At 41.0% G+C, this 24,794-nt stretch carries 15 protein-coding genes; 13 read left to right on the top strand and 2 right to left on the bottom strand.

Annotated elements, in window-relative coordinates; translation table 11 throughout:
* The first annotated feature begins 7 nt into the window (after positions 1-7).
* The 10 genes from iolD (at position 8) to P2W73_RS14605 (ending at position 14,098) form a co-directional block, all read left to right on the top strand.
* Positions 8-1,873: a 3D-(3,5/4)-trihydroxycyclohexane-1,2-dione acylhydrolase (decyclizing) gene (gene iolD, locus P2W73_RS14650; protein WP_276502812.1), complete on the top strand. Its 1,866-nt coding sequence runs from the start codon at positions 8-10 to the stop codon at positions 1,871-1,873.
* A gap of 17 nt (positions 1,874-1,890) precedes the next feature.
* Complete coding sequence (locus tag P2W73_RS14645; protein WP_276502811.1) at positions 1,891-3,465, top strand: solute:sodium symporter family transporter; 1,575 nt, start codon at positions 1,891-1,893, stop codon at positions 3,463-3,465.
* Positions 3,466-3,486: 21 nt separating this feature from the next.
* The gene (locus tag P2W73_RS14640) at positions 3,487-4,959 is read left to right on the top strand and encodes a CoA-acylating methylmalonate-semialdehyde dehydrogenase (protein ID WP_276502810.1); all 1,473 of its coding nucleotides are present in this window, start codon (positions 3,487-3,489) and stop codon (positions 4,957-4,959) included.
* 23 nt (positions 4,960-4,982) lie between these two features.
* Positions 4,983-5,900 carry a TIM barrel protein gene (locus P2W73_RS14635; protein ID WP_276502809.1) on the top strand — a complete coding sequence of 306 codons (918 nt, stop codon included), beginning with the start codon at positions 4,983-4,985 and terminating at the stop codon, positions 5,898-5,900.
* 103 nt (positions 5,901-6,003) lie between these two features.
* The gene (gene iolG / locus P2W73_RS14630) at positions 6,004-7,038 is read left to right on the top strand and encodes an inositol 2-dehydrogenase (RefSeq protein ID WP_276502808.1); all 1,035 of its coding nucleotides are present in this window, start codon (positions 6,004-6,006) and stop codon (positions 7,036-7,038) included.
* 90 nt (positions 7,039-7,128) lie between these two features.
* On the top strand, positions 7,129-8,445 hold the full coding sequence (locus P2W73_RS14625; protein ID WP_276502807.1) for a BNR repeat-containing protein: 1,317 nt from the start codon (positions 7,129-7,131) through the stop codon (positions 8,443-8,445).
* 18 nt (positions 8,446-8,463) lie between these two features.
* Positions 8,464-9,612: a glycoside hydrolase family 88/105 protein gene (locus P2W73_RS14620; RefSeq protein ID WP_276502806.1), complete on the top strand. Its 1,149-nt coding sequence runs from the start codon at positions 8,464-8,466 to the stop codon at positions 9,610-9,612.
* Between the two features lie 55 nt (positions 9,613-9,667).
* Positions 9,668-10,459, top strand: a complete 792-nt coding sequence (locus P2W73_RS14615; RefSeq protein WP_276502805.1) for a glycoside hydrolase family 16 protein — start codon at positions 9,668-9,670, stop codon at positions 10,457-10,459.
* Between the two features lie 9 nt (positions 10,460-10,468).
* Entirely contained in the window at positions 10,469-12,649 is a 2,181-nt protein-coding gene (locus P2W73_RS14610; RefSeq protein ID WP_276502804.1) for a glycoside hydrolase family 43 protein, read from the top strand.
* 228 nt (positions 12,650-12,877) lie between these two features.
* On the top strand, positions 12,878-14,098 hold the full coding sequence (locus P2W73_RS14605; RefSeq protein ID WP_276502803.1) for a DUF2264 domain-containing protein: 1,221 nt from the start codon (positions 12,878-12,880) through the stop codon (positions 14,096-14,098).
* 83 nt (positions 14,099-14,181) lie between these two features.
* Here the strand turns inward: P2W73_RS14605 and P2W73_RS14600 are convergent, their stop codons facing one another.
* Both P2W73_RS14600 and P2W73_RS14595 read right to left on the bottom strand, forming a co-directional pair.
* Positions 14,182-14,541, bottom strand: coding sequence for a phage integrase SAM-like domain-containing protein (locus tag P2W73_RS14600; RefSeq protein ID WP_276502802.1), 360 nt, complete (start codon positions 14,539-14,541; stop codon positions 14,182-14,184).
* A gap of 496 nt (positions 14,542-15,037) precedes the next feature.
* Positions 15,038-17,842: a hybrid sensor histidine kinase/response regulator transcription factor gene (locus P2W73_RS14595; protein WP_276502801.1), complete on the bottom strand. Its 2,805-nt coding sequence runs from the start codon at positions 17,840-17,842 to the stop codon at positions 15,038-15,040.
* Positions 17,843-18,183: 341 nt separating this feature from the next.
* Between P2W73_RS14595 and P2W73_RS14590 the strand changes: the two genes are divergently transcribed.
* The 3 genes from P2W73_RS14590 (at position 18,184) to P2W73_RS14580 (ending at position 24,667) form a co-directional block, all read left to right on the top strand.
* The gene (locus P2W73_RS14590; RefSeq protein ID WP_276502800.1) at positions 18,184-19,515 is read left to right on the top strand and encodes a sugar porter family MFS transporter; all 1,332 of its coding nucleotides are present in this window, start codon (positions 18,184-18,186) and stop codon (positions 19,513-19,515) included.
* A 246-nt stretch (positions 19,516-19,761) separates the two neighbouring features.
* Positions 19,762-22,893, top strand: a complete 3,132-nt coding sequence (locus P2W73_RS14585) for a SusC/RagA family TonB-linked outer membrane protein (protein WP_276502799.1) — start codon at positions 19,762-19,764, stop codon at positions 22,891-22,893.
* Positions 22,894-22,945: 52 nt separating this feature from the next.
* Positions 22,946-24,667, top strand: coding sequence for a RagB/SusD family nutrient uptake outer membrane protein (locus P2W73_RS14580; protein ID WP_276502798.1), 1,722 nt, complete (start codon positions 22,946-22,948; stop codon positions 24,665-24,667).
* Positions 24,668-24,794: the final 127 nt, after the last annotated feature.

Below are 24,794 nucleotides of genomic sequence, written 5' to 3'. Positions count from 1 at the left end.
GAAAAGAATGGCAAACAAAACAAAAAGATTAACCGTAGCACAAGCCACTATCGAATTTTTGCAAAACCAATTTGTAGAAAGGGATGGTGTGGAACAACAATTCTTTGCCGGTTGCTTTGGCATATTCGGCCACGGCAATGTTGGCGGTATTGGCCAGGCACTGTTTCAAAATCCATCATTCAAATATTACCAGTCGCGCAATGAACAGGCAATGGTGCACACGGCTATCGCTTATGCACGGGTGAAAAACAGGTTGGGTGCATTTGTATGTACTTCATCCATTGGCCCAGGTGCTACCAATATGGTGACGGGTGCTGCAACGGCCACCATCAACCGCATACCTGTCTTATTACTACCCGGAGATATTTTTGCTACCCGTTCGGTTGATCCTGTATTGCAACAATTGGAGTACCAATATAGCAATGACATATCTGTCAATGATTGCTTCAAGCCGGTGTCAAAATATTGGGATCGTATCAACCGGCCGGAGCAATTGATTGCAGCTTTACCAAAAGCAATGCGCATCCTGACTTCTCCTTCAGAAACAGGAGCCGTCACTTTAGCGATGCCACAGGATGTGCAGGCTGAAGCCTTTGATTTTCCGGTTGATTTATTTCGCAAAAAAGTATGGCATATACAACGAACAAGAGCTGATCGGTTTGTTTTACAAAAAGCAGCGGCCATTATTTCTGCAGCTAAAAACCCCGTAATTGTGGCAGGTGGCGGTGTCATTTACAGTGATGCCTGTGCAGTATTAAAAAAGATGGTGAACAGGACCGGGATACCTGTTGTAGAAACTTATGCCGGTAAGGGTTCTTTGCGTTACGATGAACCACAAAACCTGGGAGCAGCAGGTGTAACCGGAACACCCGGTGCTATTGCCATTTGTGAAAAAGCAGATGTGGTGATTGGTATAGGCACACGTTACAGCGACTTCACTTCCATCTCACAATCTGCTTTTCATCATCCATCCGTTCAGTTTATCAATATCAATGTTTCAGAATTTGACTCTTTTAAACAAGGGGCCATTGCTGTTGTGGCGGATGCCAGGGAAACAATAAAAGAACTGGATAAGTTACTAGGCACTTATAAGGTTAGTGAGAAATATTCAACTGCTGTAAAGAAATACAATGCAGAATGGAATAAGACTGTAGATAAAGTTTATTCCTTGAATCATGGAGTGCCCGTGAGCCAGGGAGAAGTGGTGGGTGCTGTCAATAATTATTCAGCGCCGAAAGATATTCTTATTTGTGCAGCGGGAAGTTTACCGGGTGACTTGCATAAACTCTGGCGTACACAAGACAGCAAAGGCTTTCATTTGGAATATGGTTATTCCTGCATGGGTTATGAAATAGCCGGAGGACTTGGTGCAAAGATGGCGGACCCATCCCGTGAAATCTATATCATGGTCGGTGATGGCAGTTACCTGATGATGGCGCAGGAAATTATTACCTCCATACAAGAAGGCTATAAACTGACTATTGTTTTGCTCAACAATAATGGCTATGCCAGCATTGGTGGCTTATCCGGCTCGTTGGGAACAAAGGGATTTGGCACAGAATATAAATTCAGGAACAAGAAAACAAATCAACTCGATGGAAGTTTTCTTCCCGTTGACCTGGCAACGAACGCCGAAAGTTTAGGTGCTATCGTGTTGCGTACTCAAACTATCGATGAATTTAAAGCCGCCCTGGCAAAATCAAAACAGACAGATCGTACAACCGTAATCTATATCGAAACGGATCGTGAACAAAGGGTAGATGGCTATGCATGGTGGGAAGTGCCGCTTGCGGAAATATCAACGGTGGCATCAGTAAAAGAAAGTTTAGAAAGATTAAAAGAAAATAAGAAAAAACAACGCTATCATCTTTAAAAGCCAAAACCCTTTCAATGAATATATCCCTGTTTAGTTTTATTGCCTTTACGTTGCTTGTTGGAATCTATACCTGGTACAAACTGAGAAATTCAAAATTTGAAACTGCTTCCGGTTATTTCCTTGGTGGGAGAACACTCGGTGCTGGTCTGATCGCCATTTCAATGTTGCTAACCAATATTTCTACAGAGCACCTGGTAGGAATGAATGGCTCTTCTTATAAAAATGGTTTTGTAGTGATGGCATGGGAGGTGACCTCGGCCATTGCATTGGTCATCGGAGCATTATATTTTGTTCCGCGTTATTTAAAAATGGGGTTGACGACGATCCCGCAGTACCTGGAGTTGCGCTTTGATAAATCAACGCATACCATTGTTAACCTGTTGTTGCTTGTTTCATTTGTAATAACGCTGCTTCCGGTGGTGCTATATACGGGAGCTTTAAATATGGAGACTTTGTTTGATGTTTCAGATAAGCTGAACATTTCCAGAAATCAATCATTGATCTGGCTGATCATTGCTATTGGTGTTCTGGGGTCAGTGTATGCAATTTTCGGTGGGTTGAAGGCTATTGCTTATTCAGACGCCATCTATGGTGTAGGCTTATTCGTCGGCGGTTTGTTGATTCCTGTAATTGCCTTGTGGAATATTGGTGACAGTAATATTGTGAAAGGCCTTGAAAAAGTATATGATGCTGCACCTGAAAAATTTAATTCTATCGGTGATAAAGATTCCGTTCTTCCCTTTGGAACATTGTTCACTGGTTTGGTGATCAATCAAATTTATTTCTGGTGTATGAACCAGGTGATAGTTCAAAGAGCCCTGGGGGCTTCCAATTTAAAGGAAGCGCAAAAAGGATTTTTATTGATGGGAGTATTTAAGATTCTCATGCCCATCATCATTGTATTACCGGGTGTGATCGGTTATTTCTACTTCAGGGATTCTTTATACAATGAGCAGGATACCATTTATCCTAACCTTGTAAAAAAAGTATTGCCTGTTTCATTCGTCGGGTTTTTTGCTGCAGTCGTATTAGGTACAGTGCTGAGTACATTGAACGCCGTCTTAAATAGTGCCGCCACCTTATTCAGTCTTGGCGTTTACAAACGACAGATCAATCCTAATGCCAGTGAGAAAAAAGTAGTGCAGGTTGGCAAGTGGACAAGTATATTGATAGCCATCTTTGCAATGGTCGCTGCGCCGTTGGTAGGAAAAGCGCCGGAAGGTTTATACCAGTTGCTTCAACAATTAAACGGGATATTTTTCATTCCCATCGCCTCTATTCTTATTGGAGGATTTTTTATCAGGAGTATTTCGGCAACAGGCGCAAAAGTGGCAATATTCACTGGCCTGTTATTTTATATCCTGACTTCCTTTGTGTTCCAGGTCGATATACATTTTGTGCATGTATGGGGAATTGAATTTGTATTGAACATATTGGTAATGCTGGCTGTATCGGCTATTTATAAAAACAAAAATCCTTACACGCCTACACATACAGGCGAAGTAAATATCACACCGTGGAAATATGCGAAACCAGCCGGGCTGACATTGGTCGTCATCACAATATTGGTATATATTTTATTAAGCTAAAACAAACCTAAAAGAAACCAAATGGAATTACTGAAAAATTATATTAACGGAGCATGGATTCAAAGTGAATCAAAAGAATCAGTGAATGTGTTAAATCCGGCTACGGGCGAAGTATTGGCGCAGGTGCCTTTTGGACCAGCGACCGCCAATGATGTGGCGAATGCCGCCATTTATGCTCATGATGCCTACTGGCAATGGAAAGATGTGCCTGTTTTAAAAAGAATACAACCACTTTTTAAATTCAAGCAACTGCTGGAGGAAAACAGGAACGAGATAGCAAAACTGATTACCATGGAATGTGGTAAAACACTTGCCGAGTCGAATGGTGAATTGCAACGGGCTATTGAAAATGTCGAAGTGGCCACCGGTGCGCCAATGCTGATGCAAAGTGAGTTTTTAGAAAATGTAGCTACCGGCATAGATGAATATATGATTCGTCAGCCATTGGGTGTTACGGCATGTATTGCTCCATTCAACTTTCCCGCAATGATCTCTTTTTGGTTTTTGCCCTATGCTATTGCCTGTGGCAACAGTATGATCATTAAGCCATCCGAAAAGGTGCCGCTCACCATGATGAAGATATTCGAACTGATCGATCAGCTCGATCTTCCAAAAGGGTTAGTGAGTTTGGTACATGGAGGCAAGCATACCGTAGACGCTATACTCGATCATCCTTTCGTGAAGTCGATCAGTTTTGTGGGTAGCACACCTGTTGCAAAATATATTTACTCCCGCGGCACTGCTAATGGGAAAAGGGTGCAGGCACAAGGCGGCGCTAAGAATCCGGTAGTGGTGTTGCCGGATGCTGATGTTGAAATGACTTCACAAATTATTACGGATAGTGTATTTGGATGTGCTGGTCAACGTTGCCTTGCCGCATCGGTGGTAATCACCATTGATGATTCAGATAAGATTCGTGAATCGTTATACGAATCAGCAAAAGCAAGATCGACAGGTTATGGTTTGGAAAAAGGAGTGGATATGGGCCCTGTCATCACGAAAGAAAGTAAAACGAGAGTGGAACAATTGATTGACCTGGGAGTGAAAGAAGGTGGTTCTGTTTTACTCGATGGAAGGAACGCACTGATAAAAGATTATGAACGGGGAAATTTTATTCAACCAACCATTCTTGAAAATATTTCCCTGGATGGTGAACTGATAAAAACAGAAATCTTTGGGCCAGTGATGAGCCTGGTGCATATGAAAACAATTGATGAAGCGATTGCTTTTATCAATCGCGGCATGTATGGCAATATGGCTTGTTTGTTTACAAGCAGTGGCGCCAATGCGAGAAAGTTCCGTAATGAAGCGATGGCGGGTAATATCGGATTGAATATTGGTATCGCCGCTCCAATGGCTCAATTCCCATTCAGCGGATGGAAAGAAAGTTTTTTTGGCGACCTGCACGGCCAGGGCAAACATGCCATTGAATTTTTTACCCAAACAAAAGTGGTGGTAGAACGCTGGCCAAAAGAATGGTCCAGAAAATTTTAATACAGCAACACAATAACGATAGTATGAGTACAAATGCCAAAATAAAAATCGCCAACGCTCCCTGTTCCTGGGGTGCCCTCGAATTTGAATTAGAAGGAAAAGCATTGGGTTATGAACAGGTATTGGATGAAATAAAAGAAACAGGCTACATCGGAACAGAGTTGGGCGATTGGGGTTTTATGCCGACGGACCCAACAGAATTGAGGAAAGAAATTTCAACACGCAATCTTCAATTGCTCGGTGCATTTGTACCAGTGGCTCTTGCCAATGAATCTGCGCATGAAGAAGGTATAAACAAGGCCTTGAAAGTAGCAGGGCTTATGCATGCAGCCGGCTACGAAAATGCCTTTATTGTGTTGGCCGATGAAAATGGCACCGTAGACTATCGGACCAAAAATGCCGGACGAATAAACGGGCAGGGTAGTTTGTCTGATGAGCAGATGAAACTATTTGCGAAAGGCGCAGAAAAAGTAGCGAAGGCAGTTAAAGAAAAGCTCGGCATGCGAACGGTGTTTCATCACCATTGTGCCGGGTTTATCGAAACGCCGGCGGAAATAAATAAATTATTGGATGCCACTGACCCCGGGTTGCTCGGATTATGTTTTGATACCGGTCATTACTTGTTTGGTGGCGGAAAAGATCCGCTGGATGTACTGAATAAATATTGGGATCGCATTTGGCATGTTCATTTCAAAGATTTTTCGTCGCAGGTAGCCAGGCAGTCTGAAGAAAATAATTGGGACTATTTCGAGTCTGTAAAAAATGGCGTTTTCTGCGAACTGGGTAAAGGAGCTGTCGATTTTAAAAAAGTAAAAGAGTTTTTGGAAAATAAAAACTATGATGGCTGGATAGTCGTAGAGCAGGACGTATTGCCAGGCATGGGCAATCCAAAAGAATGTGCGAGGAACAACCGGCTATACTTACAATCAATTGGGTTATAATTTTTCATCCATGAAAATAAAAAAAACTAAAAGATGAAATGAATCCCGACGTTTACAGTCGGGACGAATTCCATCTGACTAAAAACCATAAAAAAATAAACAGATGAAAGAACTAAGAATTGCATTGTTGGGAATGGGCCGCATCGGCAAGATTCATTTCCGCAACATTAATCAATACATGCCCAATGCGGCCGTAATAGCAGTAGCAGATCCGCAGTATAATGAGCAGGCTTTTAGAAAAGAATTTGGAAATGTTTTTTTCAGTCAGCAGGCCGAAGATGTAATTCAGCGACCTGATGTGGATGCTGTGCTGATTTGCACTCCGACTTCTGCGCATGCGGATTTGCTGACATTGGCTGCCAATGCAGGTAAACATATTTTTTGTGAGAAGCCCATGGATCTGTCACTGGAAAGAAGTGCAGCATTAGCAGACCTGGTAAAAAAAACCGGGGTGAAATTGATGCTTGGTTTTAACCGTCGTTTTGATCCTGATTTTATGCAAGCCCGCCGGCATATTATGGAAGGAAAGATTGGTGATGTGCAAATTGTAAAAATTACAAGCCGTGACCCTGGTTTGCCGCCGATCGATTATTTAAAAAATTCAGGCGGATTATTTATGGACATGGCTATCCATGATTTTGATATGGCCCGTTACATGATGGATAAAAAAGTAATCGAAGTGTTTGCCAAGGGACTTGTATTGATCGACGAAGCCGTAAGCACTGCGAACGATATTGATACGGCACTTACTACTCTCACTTTTGAAGATGGTACGTATGCGGTAATTGATAATAGCCGCAAGGCGGCGTATGGGTATGATCAGCGGCTGGAGTTGTTTGGTGATAAAGGAATGATACAGGTAGAAAATAATTTGCATAACCGGAATGTGATATATGATGCAAATGGCATTCACCACGCATTGCCATTAGACTTTTTTATGGATAGATATGCCGCATCCTATTTAAAAGAGATAGAATTATTTGTTGATGCGCTGGCAAACAATAAGCCAATGCCGGTTGGCGGCGAAGATGCTTTGGAAGCTACACGCATAGCAGTGGCAGCTAAATTATCGATGGAAGAAGGTCGTCCCGTAAAGCTGGCTGAAATCACCACCAACGTTAGTGAACTGGTAAATTAGAAAGCGAGAAGTCAAATTTATTCATTCAATGGCCGGATGTTTTTTGATCCGGCCATTTTAATTTGCAGTCAACCGAAAATTTCAAAAAAGATGGCTTGTCGCACTATAGTAATTGTTTTTTTCCTGTTGAACGCCCTTACTGCAACAGCACAGCCGATGGATGGAGTAACTATCACGAAGGTTGATAGTGGCTGGGCCGGAAATTCTGTGAATACCGTTGTGTTTAGAAAGAATTCACTGGTCACTCACAGCGATTGGCAATTCATCAGTTTTTACAATAAGAACGGAAATGTAGTACTCGGCAAAAGAAAAACAGGAACAAGCGAATGGCAATTGAAGGAAACCGCTTTTACCGGTAATATCAAAGATGCTCATAACAGTATCAGCATAATGATTGATGGCGAAGGTTATTTGCATCTTGCCTGGGATCATCACAATGGCCAGCTTAACTACAGCATTAGCGAACAACCTTTGTCGCTGGAGATGGGAGCGAAAAGGAGCATGACAGGTAAAAATGAAAACAGTGTCAGCTATCCTGAATTTTATAAAATGCCAGGTGGTGATTTGCTCTTTTTGTATCGTGATGGCGGTTCGGGCAGAGGAAATTTAGTCGTCAACAAATACAGTATTGCCACTAAACAGTGGATACAGTTGTCTGATAATTTAATTGATGGTGAAGGAAAAAGAAATGCTTACTGGCAGGCCTGTGTCGGTGATAAAAATGTTATCCATCTTTCCTGGGTGTGGCGGGAAAGTCCCGATGTGGCTAGTAACCATGACCTCTGTTATGCAAGATCAAAAGACGGCGGGCTGACATGGGAAAATTCCCGGGGCAAAAAATATCAATTGCCGATCAACGCTGCAACGGCTGAGTATGCCTGGCGCATTCCGCAGAGTAGTGAATTGATCAATCAAACATCCATGTATGCTGATAAGAGCAGCAATCCCATTATTGCCAGCTATTGGAAAAAGGATGATCAAAGTGTTCCGCAATATCATATTGTTTATAAAAAAAATAGACAATGGCAAATGCAAAACCTCGGGTTTCGTACACTAGATTTTAGTTTGAGCGGAACGGGAACCCGGCAAATTCCAATATCACGACCACAGGTGATTACCTGGAAAAAAAGAAAACACGTTGCAACTGCATTAATCTTCAGGGATGCGGAAAGAAATAATAAAGTATCAGTAGCAATCAATACTTCCATTTATAAAAGGAATGAATGGAAGCTGTTTGATCTGGCCGATGATAATACAGGTGCCTGGGAACCTACTTATGATACGGAGTTATGGAGAAAGACGCAACGAATAAATCTATTTGTACAACATGTGAAACAGGCAGATGCAGAAGGTATCATTAACACTGCACCGCAGATGGTAAAAGTGTTGGAATGGGCGCCGTTTTAATAAAATGCAAACCGAATCATGAAAATTAAAAAAATCATTATAAATATTACAACCATCACTTTTATTCTTGCCAGTTGTACTGCGCAAAAGGCGGGTAAAACGGTTGGAGTTAATTCTAAGCAGGAGGTGTTGGATATTATTGGCCAGGTTAATGGTTATTGGCAAACGCAAAATCCACAACCTGATTGGGCCTTTTGGAACGATGCTGCATATCACACCGGTAATATGGAAGCCTATTTTTTGACAAAGAATGAAAGCTATAAGAAATATTCAGAGGCGTGGGCCGAACATAATCAGTGGATGGGCGCTAAATCAAATGACAAAGCTTCGTGGAAATATAATTATGGCGAAACGGATGATCATGTACTCTTTGGTGACTGGCAAATCTGTTTTCAAACCTATATTGATCTCTATACACTGGAAAAAGATGAAAAGAAAGTTGCAAGGGCAAGGGAAGTAATGGAATATCAAATGAGCACTTCCAAAAATGATTACTGGTGGTGGGCTGATGGACTTTATATGGTGATGCCTGTAATGACAAAGTTGTATAAAGTCACGGGTAATAAATTATACCTTGATAAATTACATGATTACTTCAGTTACGCTAATAGCATCATGTATGATAGCGTTGAGAAGATATACTATCGCGATGCAAAATATGTTTATCCAAAGCATAAAAGTGCCAATGGTAAAAAAGACTTCTGGGCAAGGGGAGATGGTTGGGTCTTTGCTGGTTTGGCGAAGGTGTTAAAAGATTTACCCAAAGATGATCTGCACAGGGATGAGTATATTATAAAGTTTAAAGGGATGGCTGAAGCAATAAAAAAGTCACAGCAGCAGGAGGGATATTGGACAAGAAGCATATTGGACGCTGGTCATGCGCCAGGTCCTGAAACAAGTGGAACGGCATTCTTTACGTATGGACTGTTATGGGGGATCAATAATGGTTATTTAAAGAAAAAGGACTATTTGCCGGTGGTAAAAAAGAGTTGGGATTACCTGGTTAACGTAGCATTGCAACCGGACGGAAGGATCGGCTATGTACAGCCAATTGGTGAAAGAGCTATACCGGGGCAGGTAGTTGATAAAAATTCAACTGCTAATTTTGGCGTGGGCGCCTTTCTATTAGCTGCCTGCGAAATGTATCGATACCTTGATAAAAAATAACCGATTTAGATTTAGATACCTTTAGTTTCATTCGAAAAAAAGTTATTCGACAAACATGCGTAAATTATTTTTCTTAGGAATTTTTGCCACTTGTATTTTTCGTTTGCAGGCCCAGGAAAGAAATAACGAATACAAATTGGTGTGGGCAGATGAGTTTAATAAAGAGGGAATGCCTGACACTGCAAACTGGAACTATGAATATGGTTTTGTACGCAATGAAGAGCTGCAATGGTATCAACCTTCAAATGCAAACTGTGATAAAGGCCTTTTAGTCATTGAGGCAAAAAAGGAACGCAAGCCAAACCCAGACTACGAAGCAGATAACAAAAGCTGGCGGAAAAACAGACCTGAAATCAATTACACTTCATCGTGTTTAATCACTGCTGGCAAAAAAAACTGGCAATACGGACGATTTGAAATGCGGGGTCGGATTGATATCAACGATGGAATCTGGCCCGCCAATGGAGAAATAGATATCATGGAATATTACCATGGAAAATTGCTGGCAAATATTGCCTGCCTTGGAAAAGGCGGGAAGCCCGAATGGTACAGCAATACATTCCCGGTTGATTCGATGGGCGGTACTAACTGGTCGTCGAAGTTTCATGTGTGGCGAATGGATTGGACAGAAGATTTTATCGCATTATATGTAGATGACGTTTTGCTCAACAAGGTGTCAGTTGATTCACTGATCAATAAAGATGACAGTGGTTTCAATCCCTTCAAACAACCGCATTATATGTTGTTGAACCTGGCTATTGGCGGAACGAACGGTGGTAATCCCGAAAGAACCAAATTCCCCCGTAAGTTTGAAGTGGATTATGTGAGAGTGTATCAACTTAAATAATTGCTATAAATGAAATTTTCTTTTGGGGTACTAAAATTATTTGTACCGAACGCAGCATGGCTATTTACATGCATTATTATTTCTTCCGCATCACCGGCCCAAAAAAAATATGTGGGTAAAAAAGAAAAGTATGACGCCTATTTGTTTACCTATTTTACGGGTAATGCAAAGGAAGACGAGCAGATTCGGTTTGCCCTTAGTAAAGATGGATACAGTTTCAGGGCATTAAACAATAATAAGCCGGTAATCAGCTCTGAAAAAATCAGCGAAACCGGAGGCGTTCGTGACCCGCATATTCTACGGGGTCATGATGGAAAAACATTTTACATGGTGGCAACCGATATGGTTGCCGCTAATGGCTGGGATTCTAACCGTGCCATGGTGCTGTTGAAATCAACCGATCTTGTTAATTGGACCTCTTCTATTGTAAACATTCAAAAAAAATATCCCGGCCAGGATAGCCTGCTCCGGGTATGGGCGCCACAAACAATTTATGATGCGAATACGGGCAGGTACATGATCTATTTTTCCATGAAGCATGGAAAGGATCCCGATAAAATTTATTATGCCTATGTCAATAAAGATTTTACAGACCTGGCAACTGAACCAAAACAACTTTTTTTTAGCCCGACCAATGGAGCTTGTATTGATGGCGATATTGTGTTTAAAGAGGGTAAGTATAATTTATTTTTTAAGACTGAAGGAGAAGGCGCAGGTATCAAAATAGCGGTTTCCAATAAACTGACCAGTGGTTATGTTTTGGAGGACCGGTACATTCAGCAAACAAAAGATCCTGTTGAAGGGGCCGGTGTTTTCAAACTTAATAATGGCGAGGGTTATATCCTGATGTATGATGTGTACACAAAAGGCAGATACCAGTTTACAAAAAGCAGGGATTTGAAAACTTTTTCAGTGATCGATCATGAAGTAAAAATGAACTTTCATCCAAGGCATGGAACGGTTATGCCCATTACTTCGCAGGAAGCGGAAAGATTAATCACTAAATGGGGAACTGTTGAAGATATCATGAGCTCAGCGTCGTCAAATGCTATCAAAAAAATAAACACGAAAATTGATACGTTGAAGAAGTCGCTTTACCTGTCGGTAAAGCCCGGAACTAATTTGTCGGCTTTCAATCCTTCTTTTATTTTATTACCCGGTGTAACTATCAATCCAACTACGGCGCAGAATTTTTCAAAAGGGCCCGTGGCCTACAAAATTTCCATAAAGGGAAGCCAACCTGAAACCTGGCGTGTGTATGCAAATGTTAACAATAATCCCGTGTTGAATGGTTACTACGCCGATCCTGATATCCTGTCTTCCCAAAAAACAAACAAGTACTATATCTACCCTACCAGTGATGGATTCACCAACTGGACAGGAACTTATTTCAAAACTTTTTCATCAACGGATCTTGTCAACTGGAAAGATGAAGGAACTATTCTTGATCTTGACAAAGACGTAAGCTGGGCAAAAAGAAATGCCTGGGCGCCCTGCATCATTGAAAAGAAGGTAAGCGGCCAATACAAATACTACTTCTATTTTACCGCGGCGCAAAAGATCGGTGTAGCGGTGGCGGATGATCCAACAGGACCATTCGTTGATTCCGGAAAACCGTTAATCGATAAATTTCCTGAAGGCGTCACAAGGGGACAGCAAATTGACCCAGATGTTTTTACCGATCCTGCCACTGGAAAGAATTATTTGTATTGGGGCAATGGTTATATGGCCGTAGCTGAATTGAATGATGATATGGTTTCTTTGAAAGAGGGTAGCACGAGGGTCATTACCCCGGATTCTACTTTCAGAGAAGGTACTCATGTCCTTTATCGTAACGGCATATATTATTTTATGTGGTCAGAGGATGACACAAGAAGTGAAAATTACAGGGTACGATATGGTACTTCGGATTCGCCAGCAGGAAAAATAAAGGTGTCTGCCAATAACCTGGTGATTGCAAAAGATGTGGCTTCAGGTATTTATGCTACAGGTCATCATTCCGTCATCCAGGTGCCCGGTAAAGATGAATGGTATATTGTCTATCATCGTTTCAATTATCCCAATGGCATCAACATGGGATGGGCCGCTGGTTATAACCGGGAGGTTTGTATTGATAAATTGGAATTCAATACTGATGGAAGCATTAAACAAACAATCCCGACACACAAGGGAACAGGATTAACGAAATAAATGATAAATAATCTTATAACAACGATGATGAAAAAGGGAATTCTTTTCTCAGCAATTTTAATGGGATGCATCTCATTTGAAAAACAGTATTGAGCAACCGCAGTGGTGGTTGCGGTGGACAAGTGAGATCACTGAGTAAATCATTTGAGCAGGTTGTTCCTGCGCATTCTTTGACAGTAATAAGAATCAATCCCGGGAAAAGATGTTTCTTACAGAATTGTTTTAGCTATGATAAAAAAATTATTTGCAATTGCCGTTTTCTTTTTTGCGATAGTTACAATACAAGCGCAAACAAATCCGAATGACCGGCAAATTTGGTTAAAGGAGATGGATAAAATGGCAAGACCAATCCTATCCAATCTTGCAGAAAATAAACTGAAAGAAAAGATGCCCGTGGAGTTGGCGAAAAATATCGATAATGCTGCCAATAGAACTGCCGTTTCTTATCTTGAAGCATTTGGCAGAACATTAAGCGGCATTGCACCCTGGTTGAATTCAGAAGGTGGTTCAAAGGAAGAAATAAACCTTCGTAATCAATATCGTCAGTGGTCCCTGAAGGGAATTGCTAATGCGGTCAATCCTTCTGCTAAAGATTATTTGAAATGGAATGGAGGCCAGCCACTAGTGGATGCTTCTTTTTTTGCCTTAGGGTTGGTGCGTTGTCCATGGTTGTGGCAAAATCTTGATACCACAGTAAAGCAGCAGGTGATAGCTGTTTTTAAAACTACACGCAACACGGTACCTGTTTATTCCAACTGGGTTTTATTTACCGGGATGATCGAAGCATTCTTTTGTAAGTATGGATTGGATTATGATCCCGTGCGGATCGAATTTGCCATAAGGGGATTTGCTAATCATTGGTATGTGGGTGACGGTCTGTTTTCAGACGGAATGAATTTTCATATGGATTATTATAACAGTATAGTGATTCATCCTTATCTCGCAACAATCGTCGCTACCATCAATGCAAAAAATAAAGCATATCAATGGTATGCTCCTAATCTTGACAAGATCAACAAGCGTTATGCTGAGATCCAGGAAAGAAATATTAATGCTGATGGTTCCTATCCCGTTGTTGGCCGGTCCATTGTTTATCGGGGTGGCTCATTTCATCACCTGGCTGATATAGCATTGAGAAAACAATTGCCGCCATCATTAAAACCCTCACAGGTTCGTTCGGCGCTGACGGCGGTGATCAAAAAAACAATGAACGCTGGCGGTACCTATAATCAGGATGGTTTTCTCTCGATAGGATTATATGGCGCCCAACAGGATCTTGCTGATTTTTATATTACCACCGGCAGTTTATATATCTGCGCCAATATTTTTCTGCCACTAGGTTTGCCAGAGACAGATGAATTTTGGTCATCGCCAGCTGAACCATGGACAGCCGTAAAAGTTTGGAGCGGCCAAAATGTGGCAGCTGATCATGCCGTTGATATTCATTAGTGATAGCGTCAGGTATTTGGTTGCAAAGAAAAAAAATATAAAGATGGATCATGAAAGTTGTGTGATCAATGCAAGTGATAATTTCAATGGGGTCGCAAGCCATTAAATGCGCTTGCCAGGACATAATCCAGTTGCGGAAAAGTGATAGTTTTTTGGCTATTGATTTCTAAAAACCGGTTAAAATGGTTGATTGCGCGACGGTATTGTTTTACTGTTCCGGGTCTAAAATTTATATTACTCACGATAGTCTTTTCAAAATAGTTATCGATGAATTCTGCCACCTTCTCAGGCTTTTGAGACCTAATGCCTATTATTTGATCACGAATATCACCTGCTGTAAATTGTGACAGTGATGTCGTATTAGGGATTAGAAAATCTGAAAATTTTTGATCCAGGCGATTTAGATGATGATTTACCGGCGAGTTTCTCTCGCTCAGGCGCATGGTAATTGGATCTCATATTAATAGTTGATCAGAGGAAGGTTCAGCCTTCAATCTGTTTTCTGCTTTGGTTCTGTTTACGCAAATTCTTATATAAACGGGTATTTTCCCTGTTTTAGAATTTCGTTTTGCTTCATTTGGAAAGTAAGAGATGGACGCTTTCATCGATTGTAAATTTTAGGTGAAACAACAAAATTTGGTGAAACTCTGGTGAACCAAAATGGGTCGTGAAGCGTTTCGAAGTGGGGGCTATTGAAATAAAAATCCCCGCTTGTATTGAGTTTGCGGGGATTTCGTGTCGTACCGGGTTGTACTGAATTTGTTCTTGTAGCCCGTACGGGATTCGAACCTCGCAATTTTTTAATTCATTTTCAATATTTTACCAAAGCGCTAAAAGTTTGGTGAAATATTAGTGAAACAGCTTCAATTCGCCTCATTTAAGTTCATTTGAATTCCAGGGTGAATATAATAATTTACTCAATACTTACCCTAACCTATATCACTCATTTCGTTTATCGCTGATTTTTTTGGCTCTGTGTTCTGTGGGAGTAGTCCCAAATTTGGATTTGAAAAGCCTGGCAAAATAAGCCTGGGAAGAAAAACCTACCTGGTAAGCTATTTCTGCGATTGATAAATCTTCGTTGACTAAAAGGTATTTTGCTTTTTGCAGGCGCACTGTCATAATATAATCATTAACGTTATAACCCAGCAAAGCTTTTACTTTTCTATACAATTGAACACGAGAAATTCCAATTTTCCTGCTAATGTCATCCACGCCAAAATTTTCGTTTGATAAGTTGCTTTCAATAATGGATACAAATTCATTGACAAATTTCCTGTCAATTTTTTTAGGAGTTTCGGATTTGCTCTCTATGGGTAATTCACTCGTATAATGTTCTTTAAGAATTTCTCTGTTTTTCAGCAAACTTTTTATTGTTTCTTCGAGATACTGCAGGTTGAAGGGTTTTACAATAAATGCATCAGCCTTTTGTTTCATGCCCTTGATTTGCTCTTCAATGCTTCCCTTTGCTGTGACAAGGATGATGGGTATGTGAGAAGTGCGGACATCGTTTTTCAACGTATTTATTATTTGCATACCTTCTTTACCTGGGAGTATGATGTCACATAAAATGAGGTCCGGGATTGATTCATAAGCCAGCTTCAGGCCATCATCACCCCTGGCGGATTCCAGTATTTCATATTCCTGTTCAAGTCTTGCTTTCAGCAGATTCCTCAGATCGTTATTGTCCTCTATGATTAGTAACGTATTCTCCTTGTCTGTTGGAGAAAGTTCCGTATTGGGCATTTCGATTTTGCTCAGTTCCGTTGTATATATCTTCAGGTCCTCATAGGCGGGAGTCATATCTTTTTGCTGTCTGTTGACTTTTTCTTCAGTTGTTAAATGCAGTTCGCCCAAGGGCAGGTGAACTTCTAAATTGCTTCCTTTGTTTAATTCACTTTTTACTGCAATTGAACCATGGTGGAGTTTTATTAGTTCATTTGACAGGCTTAGTCCAAGGCCTGACCCCCTGTAGTTGCTCTGGTTACCCTGGAAAAAAGGATCAAAGGCATGCTCTATTGTTTCAGGTGTCATGCCGATACCTGAGTCCTCTACATTTACTATCGCACATTGGTCGCTTTCGGATTTGCTGATTGAAATTATTATAGTTCCATTTTCCGGTGTGAATTTGAAAGCATTGGATAGCAAATTGAAAATAACCTTATCAAGCATGTTTACATCAAACCACACATTTAGTTTTCTTTCTTTCGACCGTACTTGCAGGGTTATATTTTGTTTGCGGGCCAGTTCCTGGAATGAATCGGCTAATTCATATATAAAGCTTACAAGATCATTTTCTGAAGCCATGAGTTTCATTTTCCCCTGTTCCAGTTTTCTATAATCAATTAACTGGTTCACCAACTTTAGCAACCGAAAGGTGTTTTTTTGGGCAATTTCAAGATAACCCTTCTGGGAAAAATGAATTTTACCTGAATTTAATAAGTGTTCAAGTGGTCCAAGAAGCAGCGTTAAGGGAGTTCTGAATTCATGTGAAATGTTGGTAAAAAAATTGAATTTAGCTTCAGTCGCCTCTTTGGCTTTTGCAGTCATTTCAATTAATTGATTTTTCTGATCAATTAACTGATTTCGCTGAGCTAGTATTTCCTCATTTTGCTTTTCCAGCCTTTTATTTATTTTTTTGTTTTCATTCAGGAAATAAAAGGCAATTGAGCCTAGAATCAGGGCTAATGCAAGTGTTATAGAGGTGATATAAATTATTATTCTTTGATTCTCGGTAATAGCAATTTGTTTATCAATCAGTCTTTGCCGTCTTTCTATATCTGATTGCTGGCTATTTAGTTTATCCAGTTGCAGACTCATTAGCCGGACGTTTGATGAATCGATAACCAGTGTCTGAAGCTTATTTTCTTTACTATATGGTTCTTTGTGAAGTATTTTGAAAGCGGTTTGAATAGCTTCAGTGCCTCCTGTGGGATAAAGCAGAGTGGCGTCAAGAATTTTATCTGAAACAAGTTGAATACCTCCATTAGGGCCTGGCAATCCATCAATCCCAATAAATTTTATTTTCCTGGCAATCTTCATTTTTTTATAAATTTCATGGGCTCCTAAAGCCATTAAATCGTTCTGGGCAAAAACCAGGTCTGCCTGCTGAAGTTTAGCTGTTATTTTAGATATTTCCCGGGCTGCTGAATCTTTTTCCCAACTACCTGAAACTTGGGCGATTATTTTAATACCGGACGCAGGTTTAATTCCATCCAACAAACCTTTATGTCTTTCAATGGCAGGGGTTGTCTGGGGTACACCGGTTATTTCCACTATGTTTCCATGCCCGTTAAGGATATTTCTTATGTAATTTCCTGCCAATACGCCGATTTCATAATTATCAGCTCCAACATAGCTGGAATAAAAGGAAGAAGCAGTCTTTCTTTCAATAATTATAACCGGAATACCTTTTTTGTAACATTCTTCAATGACCGGTGTTAAAGGATACGGCTCATTTGGTGACACCAGCAAGATGTCGATGCCTTGCGATAGTAATTCCCTGATTTGTTTAACCTGCAGTTCACTGTTGCCTTTTGCATCTTTGTAAATAAGTTCAGCTTCAGGATAGAAAGTCAGCTCCCGGTTCATCCAATCAAGCATTATTTTTCTCCAGGCCGCGGTTCCGCTATTTTGCGAAAATCCAATGACAACCGCTTTTTTATTTTTATCTGAAGTGCATCCGATGAAAAAAAAAGTAAGTAAAAGTAACAACCCGCCGATGATCAATCTATATCTCTTCATACTTACAAATCTGGATTTTTTTATTGAAACAATTGATGAGAGTGCATTTTATTTTACTATGCAACCTCCTTATATAGTAAAATTTTTCTTCTGTATGTTATCAAAACCAGGCTAACTATTCACCCTGAAGCATCTGTCGGGAAATGATTGTACAAAAAGCTGAAACAAAATTTATAAAATGACAAAAGTTGCAGGCAGCGTATTTTTTAAGGTGTTGTAAACAAGGTGCTTATAATTACCCTGAATCAAAAACAAATTTGCAAACAATTAGTACAAAAATTCAAAGCTTCCAGCAGCTATGGCTCTAAGTTAGCACCTCAACAATTGCAAATAACCGCCAGATGAAAAAGGACAAATTTATTTTCTGGTCCATAGTGGTAGCACTAGGGGGCTTTCTTTTCGGATTTGATACAGCTGTAATATCAGGTGCTGAAAAGGCGATTCAAAAATACTGGGAGTTAGATTCCATTCAGCATGGTTTTACGATTTCTATCGCCCTCGTGGGTACTGTTATTGGTTCTTTGCTGGGAGGAATTCCGTCAGATAAATTAGGTCGAAAAACCACTCTATATATTATCGGGGCATTATATCTTTTTTCATCGCTAGGGACTGCATTAACCGATAACTGGTATGTTTTTCTTGTATTCAGGTTTATCGGGGGCTTAGGTGTCGGTGCATCATCTGTTACTGCTCCTATTTATATTTCCGAGATCTCCCCCGCAGAAAAACGGGGGAGACTGGTGGCCCTTTTTCAGTTCAACATTGTTTTTGGCATCTTATTATCGTATTTCTCTAATTACCTGCTGGGACAGTTTGGAGAAATATCCTGGCGCATTATGCTCGGCGTGCAGGCGATACCATCCCTATTGTTTTTAATAATGTTGCGGTTTGTTCCCGAAAGTCCACGTTGGCTGATTGTAAAAAAGGGTGACCTGGAACAGGCTGGAAAAATTCTCGAACTTATCAACCCGCTTACTTTTCGGGAAGATGTAAAAGCAATTTATCAAAATGCGGAAAATGAGGGAAAAACCGGGAATGCCGCCATTTTATTTTCAATGCTACACAGAACGCCGGTTCTATTGGCAATTTTATTCGCCTTTTTTAACCAGGTATCCGGTATCAATGCCATTATCTACTATTCCCCGAGAATTTTTGAAATGACCGGATTGGGAACCGGCTCATCGTTGCTTTCAACAGTTGGCATTGGCATTATAAACTTTCTGTTCACCTTACTGGCGATGAAGTTTATTGACCGTGTCGGTCGAAGAACTCTCATGATGATCGGGTCATTTGGCCTGATAATAACATTAAGTCTTGTTTCATTTTCATTTTATAAAAGTCAGTTTGATAGTTGGTCCGTACCCGTCTACTTATTCATCTATATTGGGTTTTTTGCTTTTTCGCAGGGGGCCGTGATATGGGTATTCATTTCTGAAATTTTTCCCAACCAGGTAAGGGCTAAAGGACAGACGCTTGGAAGTACTACACATTGGATAATGGCCGCATTAATCGCATTCATATTTCCTTACTTGGCGGAGAATGCGGGGGGGGGAAATATCTTTCTCTTCTTTTCTGTAATGATGTGTATTCAATTGGTTTTTGTGTGGCGGTTTATGCCGGAAACCAAAGGAAGCTCATTGGAGCAGATAGGGAATCGGTTGACTTCGCATTAGAGCTATTTGATTTTTTTCAGGGCCATTATTTTCAAAGCTAGCAGCGGTTAATTCTCGCTGTGATGCATGATGAAACTTCAGCATGGGCATTTTGAATACTGTTTATAATGGTCCCGTTGCGGCATCAAACAGGAGAAATAACAACCCGCTTCACCCTCTTTAAATATAAAAAATATAAAACCTGCAAACTGTTTTTTAACAATGAATAAAACCAAGACTAATCATTAAAATTTAAAAATTGCCATTATGAGAAAATCGTGTTTTTTATTGCTGCTGTTATTGCTGACAAAACTTTCTTTTGCACAGCAAAAAACCGTTACCGGCACTGTCACCGGTAAGTTGGATAAAACACCGCTTTCGGGTGTTTCGGTTCAAACAAAAAACCAGACGGTGGTTACAGACGCTAACGGGAAATTTTCTATTGAAGGATCGGTAGGTGATAACCTGGTTCTTTCTTATATAGGAATGAAGGCCGCTACTATTAAAATTACAAGCGCCAGTCAGGTTTTAGCTGTCGAGCTGGAAGAAGGGATAAGGGAAGAGGACGTAGTGGTCATTACAGGTTATACTTCTCAAAGAAAAGTTGATTTGATAGGCTCCGTTGCAGTGGTGGATCTGAAACCGGTAAAGAACAATTCTTCAGGTAATCCTATGCAGGCCCTGCAGGGACGGGTAGCTGGTCTTTACATTGAAAAAAACGGGAACCCCAACGGCGAAAGCAGCCGGATACTTATACGGGGATTGAATACACTCGGCAATACAGATCCACTATATATTATTGACGGGGCGCCTACAAAAAATCCACAGATATTTCAAAGCCTGAATCCCGGCTCTATCGAGTCTGTTCAGATTTTGAAAGATGCGTCCGCCGCATCCATTTATGGTTCGAGGGCATCCAACGGTGTCATTATCGTAACAACAAAGAATGGCAGCGGAAAAGTCAACATTCAACTCAATTCCGGCTTAACCTTTCAATCGATGAAACCTCAAAAACTAACAATGCTTGATGCGGAAGGTAGGGGGCAAGCGCTTTGGCGTGGCGCAGTAAATGATAAAACTGATCCTAACAAAGTAGCGCCGTTGATATATAAGTATGATTGGAATGGCGACTTCGATAAGCCTGTTTTGAACAAGGTAAACATCCAGCCTTTTGTGGGCGGCGACAGTTCAGTTCCCGTCGGAAACACTGATTGGCAGGATGCCGTATACGATAGAGGGATTGTTACGTCAACAGATTTGACTATCTCGGGGGGAACAAAAAGTAGTTCTTTGCTGATGAACCTGGGCTACATTAATAATTCAGGTATTATGAAATATACCGGTTATGAACGATACAGCGGCCGGATCAATGCAGCTTCACAGCTATTTGATGGGAAATTAAAATTTGGAATGAATTCAGAGTTTGCCACTTCCAACCAAACCTTGGCTACAACTGATTTGGGTGGCGCCAGCACTCCATCGCTGGCGATTAACCTGGCCCCTACCATCCCGGTATATACCAAAGATGGAAGATTTGCAGGCCCGTTTGGCGGGGGCTACTCTGATCGTAATAACCCGGTAGATATGCAATGGCTCAACAGGTGGGACAACACAAACAGGACATTTGTATTTGGCAATGCTTATATGGAATTGGAGCTTATTAAAAATTTAACTTTAAGAACAAACCTTGGCGTTGATTATTCAACCAGTTTATTTAAAGATGTACAGTTAGCCTTCCAGGAAGGTTTCTTGGGCCGGCAGGTAAATAGTTTAGCCCGCAATACGAATCGCTTTCTCAGCCTTACCTGGTCCAATACCGCCAACTATCATTACGACTTTGGAAAAAGTAAAATCAATGTGCTTGCCGGTATAGAAGCCATCAGGCAGAATTTTGAAGAGTTCGGCGCATTCAGGGAAGGGTTTGCTCAACAAACAAAAGACTACTTTACATTAAACGCCGGCACAGGCAGAAGCACCAATTTTGGGCAGGCAACTGGTAATAGATTGCTATCCCAGTTCGGCAAGCTGGGTTATTCCTATGCTGATAAATATTTAGCTTCTGTAACGCTGCGTCGTGATGGCTCATCCCGTTTTGGAGAGAGTAATAAATATGGTTTTTTTCCTGCGGCGAATATCGGGTGGAGAATCAGTAACGAGAAATTCATGAAAGGTTTACAACAGGTGTCCAACCTGAAGTTGAGAGCAGGTTATGGCGAAGTAGGTAACCAGGATATTGGAGACTTTACCAGGGTGAGTTTGTTTCAAACTAATTATGGAACTCTTTTTAATAACGGCGTTGGGTTCCCCGGGCAATGGTTGAATACAGGGACAGCTTATGACCTTAGTGGTGCAAACCAGGGTACCCTGCCTTCCGGTTATGTTTCGGTTCAGGCCGGCAACCCCCAGTTGAAATGGGAGTCAACAAAAGAATTAAATCTCGGGGTTGATTTTGGTTTACTGGCGGAGAAGGTTTATGGATCATTCGATTATTTTTTCAGGACGACTTCTGATATCTTAATTCTTCCTCCCGTAGCTTCCTCGGTCGGTGAAGGAAGGCGTAAGTGGATCAATGGTGCTACAAAAGAAAATAAAGGATTTGAACTTGTACTAGGTTATCGTAATCAAACAAAGCATGGGATATCTTATAACATCAATGGAAATTTAAGCAGCTTCCGTGATAAAATAACTGAATTACCGGCAGAGGTTCGCACTGCTTATCCAGGCAACGCTCAAAAATCAATTTTAGGACATTCTGAATTGTCCATCTTCGGGTACAAGACTGATGGACTTTTCCAAAACCAGGCAGAAGTGGATGCCCATGCAACACAAATCGGTAAGGGCATTGGCAGGATAAGATATGTTGACCAGAATAAAGACGGTGTTGTAAATGCAGATGACCGGGATTGGCTTGGAACTCTTTTACCTAAGTTTGAATATGGCCTGAGAATAGATTTATCCTATAAGAATTTCGATCTGTCGATGTTTGGTTCCGGGATTGCCGGCCGGCATAACTATGTAGATTATGTTTTCCTGAATAATTTTTTGAATACAAGAGAAAACAGGGCTCCCGGTGTTCTGAATGCATGGACTCCGCAAAATACCGGTTCCAAAACTCCGGCGCTGACATTAGTGGATCGCAATAATGAGACAAGAGCATCTGATTACCTGTTCAAAAACACTTCCTATTTTAAGATGCGGAATATTCAACTCGGGTATAATTTTTCACAATCAATCATAAGGCCATTGCACATGAGCCAACTGCGGTTATACCTGATGAGTGAAAACGTATTTTGGTTTAAGAATAAGGAGTACCAGATATCCGATCCTGAGTTACCAAACTTCAATCTTATACCAGTACCTACATCCTACACACTTGGCGTGAATATAACATTTAACTGAGTCAACATTAACTGATCTGCATTATTTGAAATAATGTTTTAAAAAATAAATTATGAAATATCTCATAGTAATAGCGGCAAATTTATTGTTGCTGGCATCTTGTAAAAAGTATCTTGATATAAATCCGAAAGGGGCCCTCACTGAAGCAGACGTCACTACCGTTCAAAGTGTGGATGGATTGGTAACCGCGGCCTATGCGGCTATTGGAAATGACTTTTGGAGCGGGCCTATCACCAGTATGTGGGCATACGGAAGTATCCGCTCGGATGATGCTTACAAAGGCGGGGGAAGCGTAGATGACGTGGGTGAGATAAATGCTTACGAGCAATATAACCTTACCCAACCTACCACCCCCGGTCTTTTTAATAATACATGGGAAAGAGCTTATGCGGCTATTTCCAGGGCAAACTTTGCGTTAAGATCATTGGAAAAAATTACTGATGCCTCGTTTCCCAAAAAAGCGGTGCGGCAGGGCGAAATGCGGTTTCTTCGGGGGCATATGTATTTTGTGTTAAAGGTATTATTCAACCGGATTCCTTACATCGATGAAACGCTGGCAGATGATGAAATTATAAAAGTATCAAATGATCAACTGACCAATGATCAGTTGTGGGAAAAAATTGCAGCGGATTTCCAATTTGCTATCGCCAACCTTCCTGAATTACAGCCGGAAGTCGGGAGGGCTAATCAGCTTTCTGCTAAAGCATACCTGGCAAAAGTCCGGCTGTACCAAGCATATACCCAGGACGACAATCACAATGTAACAGGCATCAACACCGCGAAGCTGAATGAAGTATTAACGCTGACTAATGATGTTATCAATTCTGGTAAATACAAATTGCAACCTGATTTTGCCGAGAACTTCCTGAATGGATATGATAATGGGCCTGAATCTGTTTTTGCTATCCAATATTCCATCAATGATGGAACAAACATCGGCAGACTGAGTATGTCAACCAGCCTGAATTATAGCCTGGCTCCGCAATACGGTTGCTGCTGGTTTCATATTCCGAGTCAAAACATGGTGAATGCGTTTGGGACGGATGTTAATGGTCTTCCTAAGTTCAGCACCTTTAATGATGTTGTGCTGACAGAAACTGAACTTACTCCCGGTGGCGCTACCGTTGATCCACGTATTGATCATACGGTTGCTATCAACGGGCATCCGTTTAAATACCAGCCCAATATCCTTTATAATCATAGCTGGGAAAGGGTTCCTGCGTTATATGGCGGATTTGGTAATATGAAAGAACAGCAGGCAGCGGATTGTCCCTGTTTCAAAAAGGTAGGACCTTTCTACGGAAGTTCGAAGAATATAGATATTATCCGCTATGCTGATGTCCTGCTTTGGAGAGCGGAAGCACTTATTGAAACAGGCAAACATACAGAGGCGCTTCCACTTATCAATCAAATAAGGGCGAGGGCAAAACAAAGTACAGGCAGAACGAAGTTTGCCAATGGTACCGCTCCTTCCAATTACAACATAAATGAGTATGTAGATGGCGCCAACATTAGCTGGACGCAGGCGAATGCCCGGATCGCCTTACAGTGGGAGAGAAGACTGGAATTTGGTATGGAAAGCCCCCGGTTTTTTGACCTCGTTCGCTGGGGTATTGCAGCAGAAACATTGAATGCGTATCTCGATAAGGAAAAGACGCGGCGGGCATATCTTGCAAACGCCAAATTTACCAAAGGCAGGGATGAGTATCTACCGATTCCCCAAAGGGAAATAGATTTTACAAAAGGTTTGTATAAACAAAACCCCAAATATTAAGAATAAGGAGTTTCTCATAAGCAGCAGTCATAGATAAGCAGTCGTTTGTGACTGGGGGAGGCTTCAGCCTCCTCCTTCTTTTCAACGTTAACTTTTTGCAGCAGTTTGCCTGAAAAAATGATTTCTG

Origin of the sequence: Terrimonas pollutisoli (genome assembly GCF_029360765.1) — a bacterium.
Classification (GTDB): domain Bacteria; phylum Bacteroidota; class Bacteroidia; order Chitinophagales; family Chitinophagaceae; genus Terrimonas_B; species Terrimonas_B pollutisoli.
The sequence above is the reverse complement of the archived record's forward strand: the minus strand, read 5'-3'. Positions and strand labels throughout refer to the sequence as shown.

Bases quoted from the DNA above. Each gene is read 5' to 3' on its own strand.
- iolD (WP_276502812.1), top strand. From the start codon at position 8: ATGGCAAACAAAACAAAAAGATTAACCGTAGCACAAGCCACTATCGAA.
- P2W73_RS14645 (WP_276502811.1), top strand. From the start codon at position 1,891: ATGAATATATCCCTGTTTAGTTTTATTGCCTTTACGTTGCTTGTTGGA.
- P2W73_RS14640 (WP_276502810.1), top strand. From the start codon at position 3,487: ATGGAATTACTGAAAAATTATATTAACGGAGCATGGATTCAAAGTGAA.
- P2W73_RS14635 (WP_276502809.1), top strand. From the start codon at position 4,983: ATGAGTACAAATGCCAAAATAAAAATCGCCAACGCTCCCTGTTCCTGG.
- iolG (WP_276502808.1), top strand. From the start codon at position 6,004: ATGAAAGAACTAAGAATTGCATTGTTGGGAATGGGCCGCATCGGCAAG.
- P2W73_RS14625 (WP_276502807.1), top strand. From the start codon at position 7,129: ATGGCTTGTCGCACTATAGTAATTGTTTTTTTCCTGTTGAACGCCCTT.
- P2W73_RS14620 (WP_276502806.1), top strand. From the start codon at position 8,464: ATGAAAATTAAAAAAATCATTATAAATATTACAACCATCACTTTTATT.
- P2W73_RS14615 (WP_276502805.1), top strand. From the start codon at position 9,668: ATGCGTAAATTATTTTTCTTAGGAATTTTTGCCACTTGTATTTTTCGT.
- P2W73_RS14610 (WP_276502804.1), top strand. From the start codon at position 10,469: ATGAAATTTTCTTTTGGGGTACTAAAATTATTTGTACCGAACGCAGCA.
- P2W73_RS14605 (WP_276502803.1), top strand. From the start codon at position 12,878: ATGATAAAAAAATTATTTGCAATTGCCGTTTTCTTTTTTGCGATAGTT.
- P2W73_RS14600 (WP_276502802.1), bottom strand. From the start codon at position 14,541: ATGCGCCTGAGCGAGAGAAACTCGCCGGTAAATCATCATCTAAATCGC.
- P2W73_RS14595 (WP_276502801.1), bottom strand. From the start codon at position 17,842: ATGAAGAGATATAGATTGATCATCGGCGGGTTGTTACTTTTACTTACT.
- P2W73_RS14590 (WP_276502800.1), top strand. From the start codon at position 18,184: ATGAAAAAGGACAAATTTATTTTCTGGTCCATAGTGGTAGCACTAGGG.
- P2W73_RS14585 (WP_276502799.1), top strand. From the start codon at position 19,762: ATGAGAAAATCGTGTTTTTTATTGCTGCTGTTATTGCTGACAAAACTT.
- P2W73_RS14580 (WP_276502798.1), top strand. From the start codon at position 22,946: ATGAAATATCTCATAGTAATAGCGGCAAATTTATTGTTGCTGGCATCT.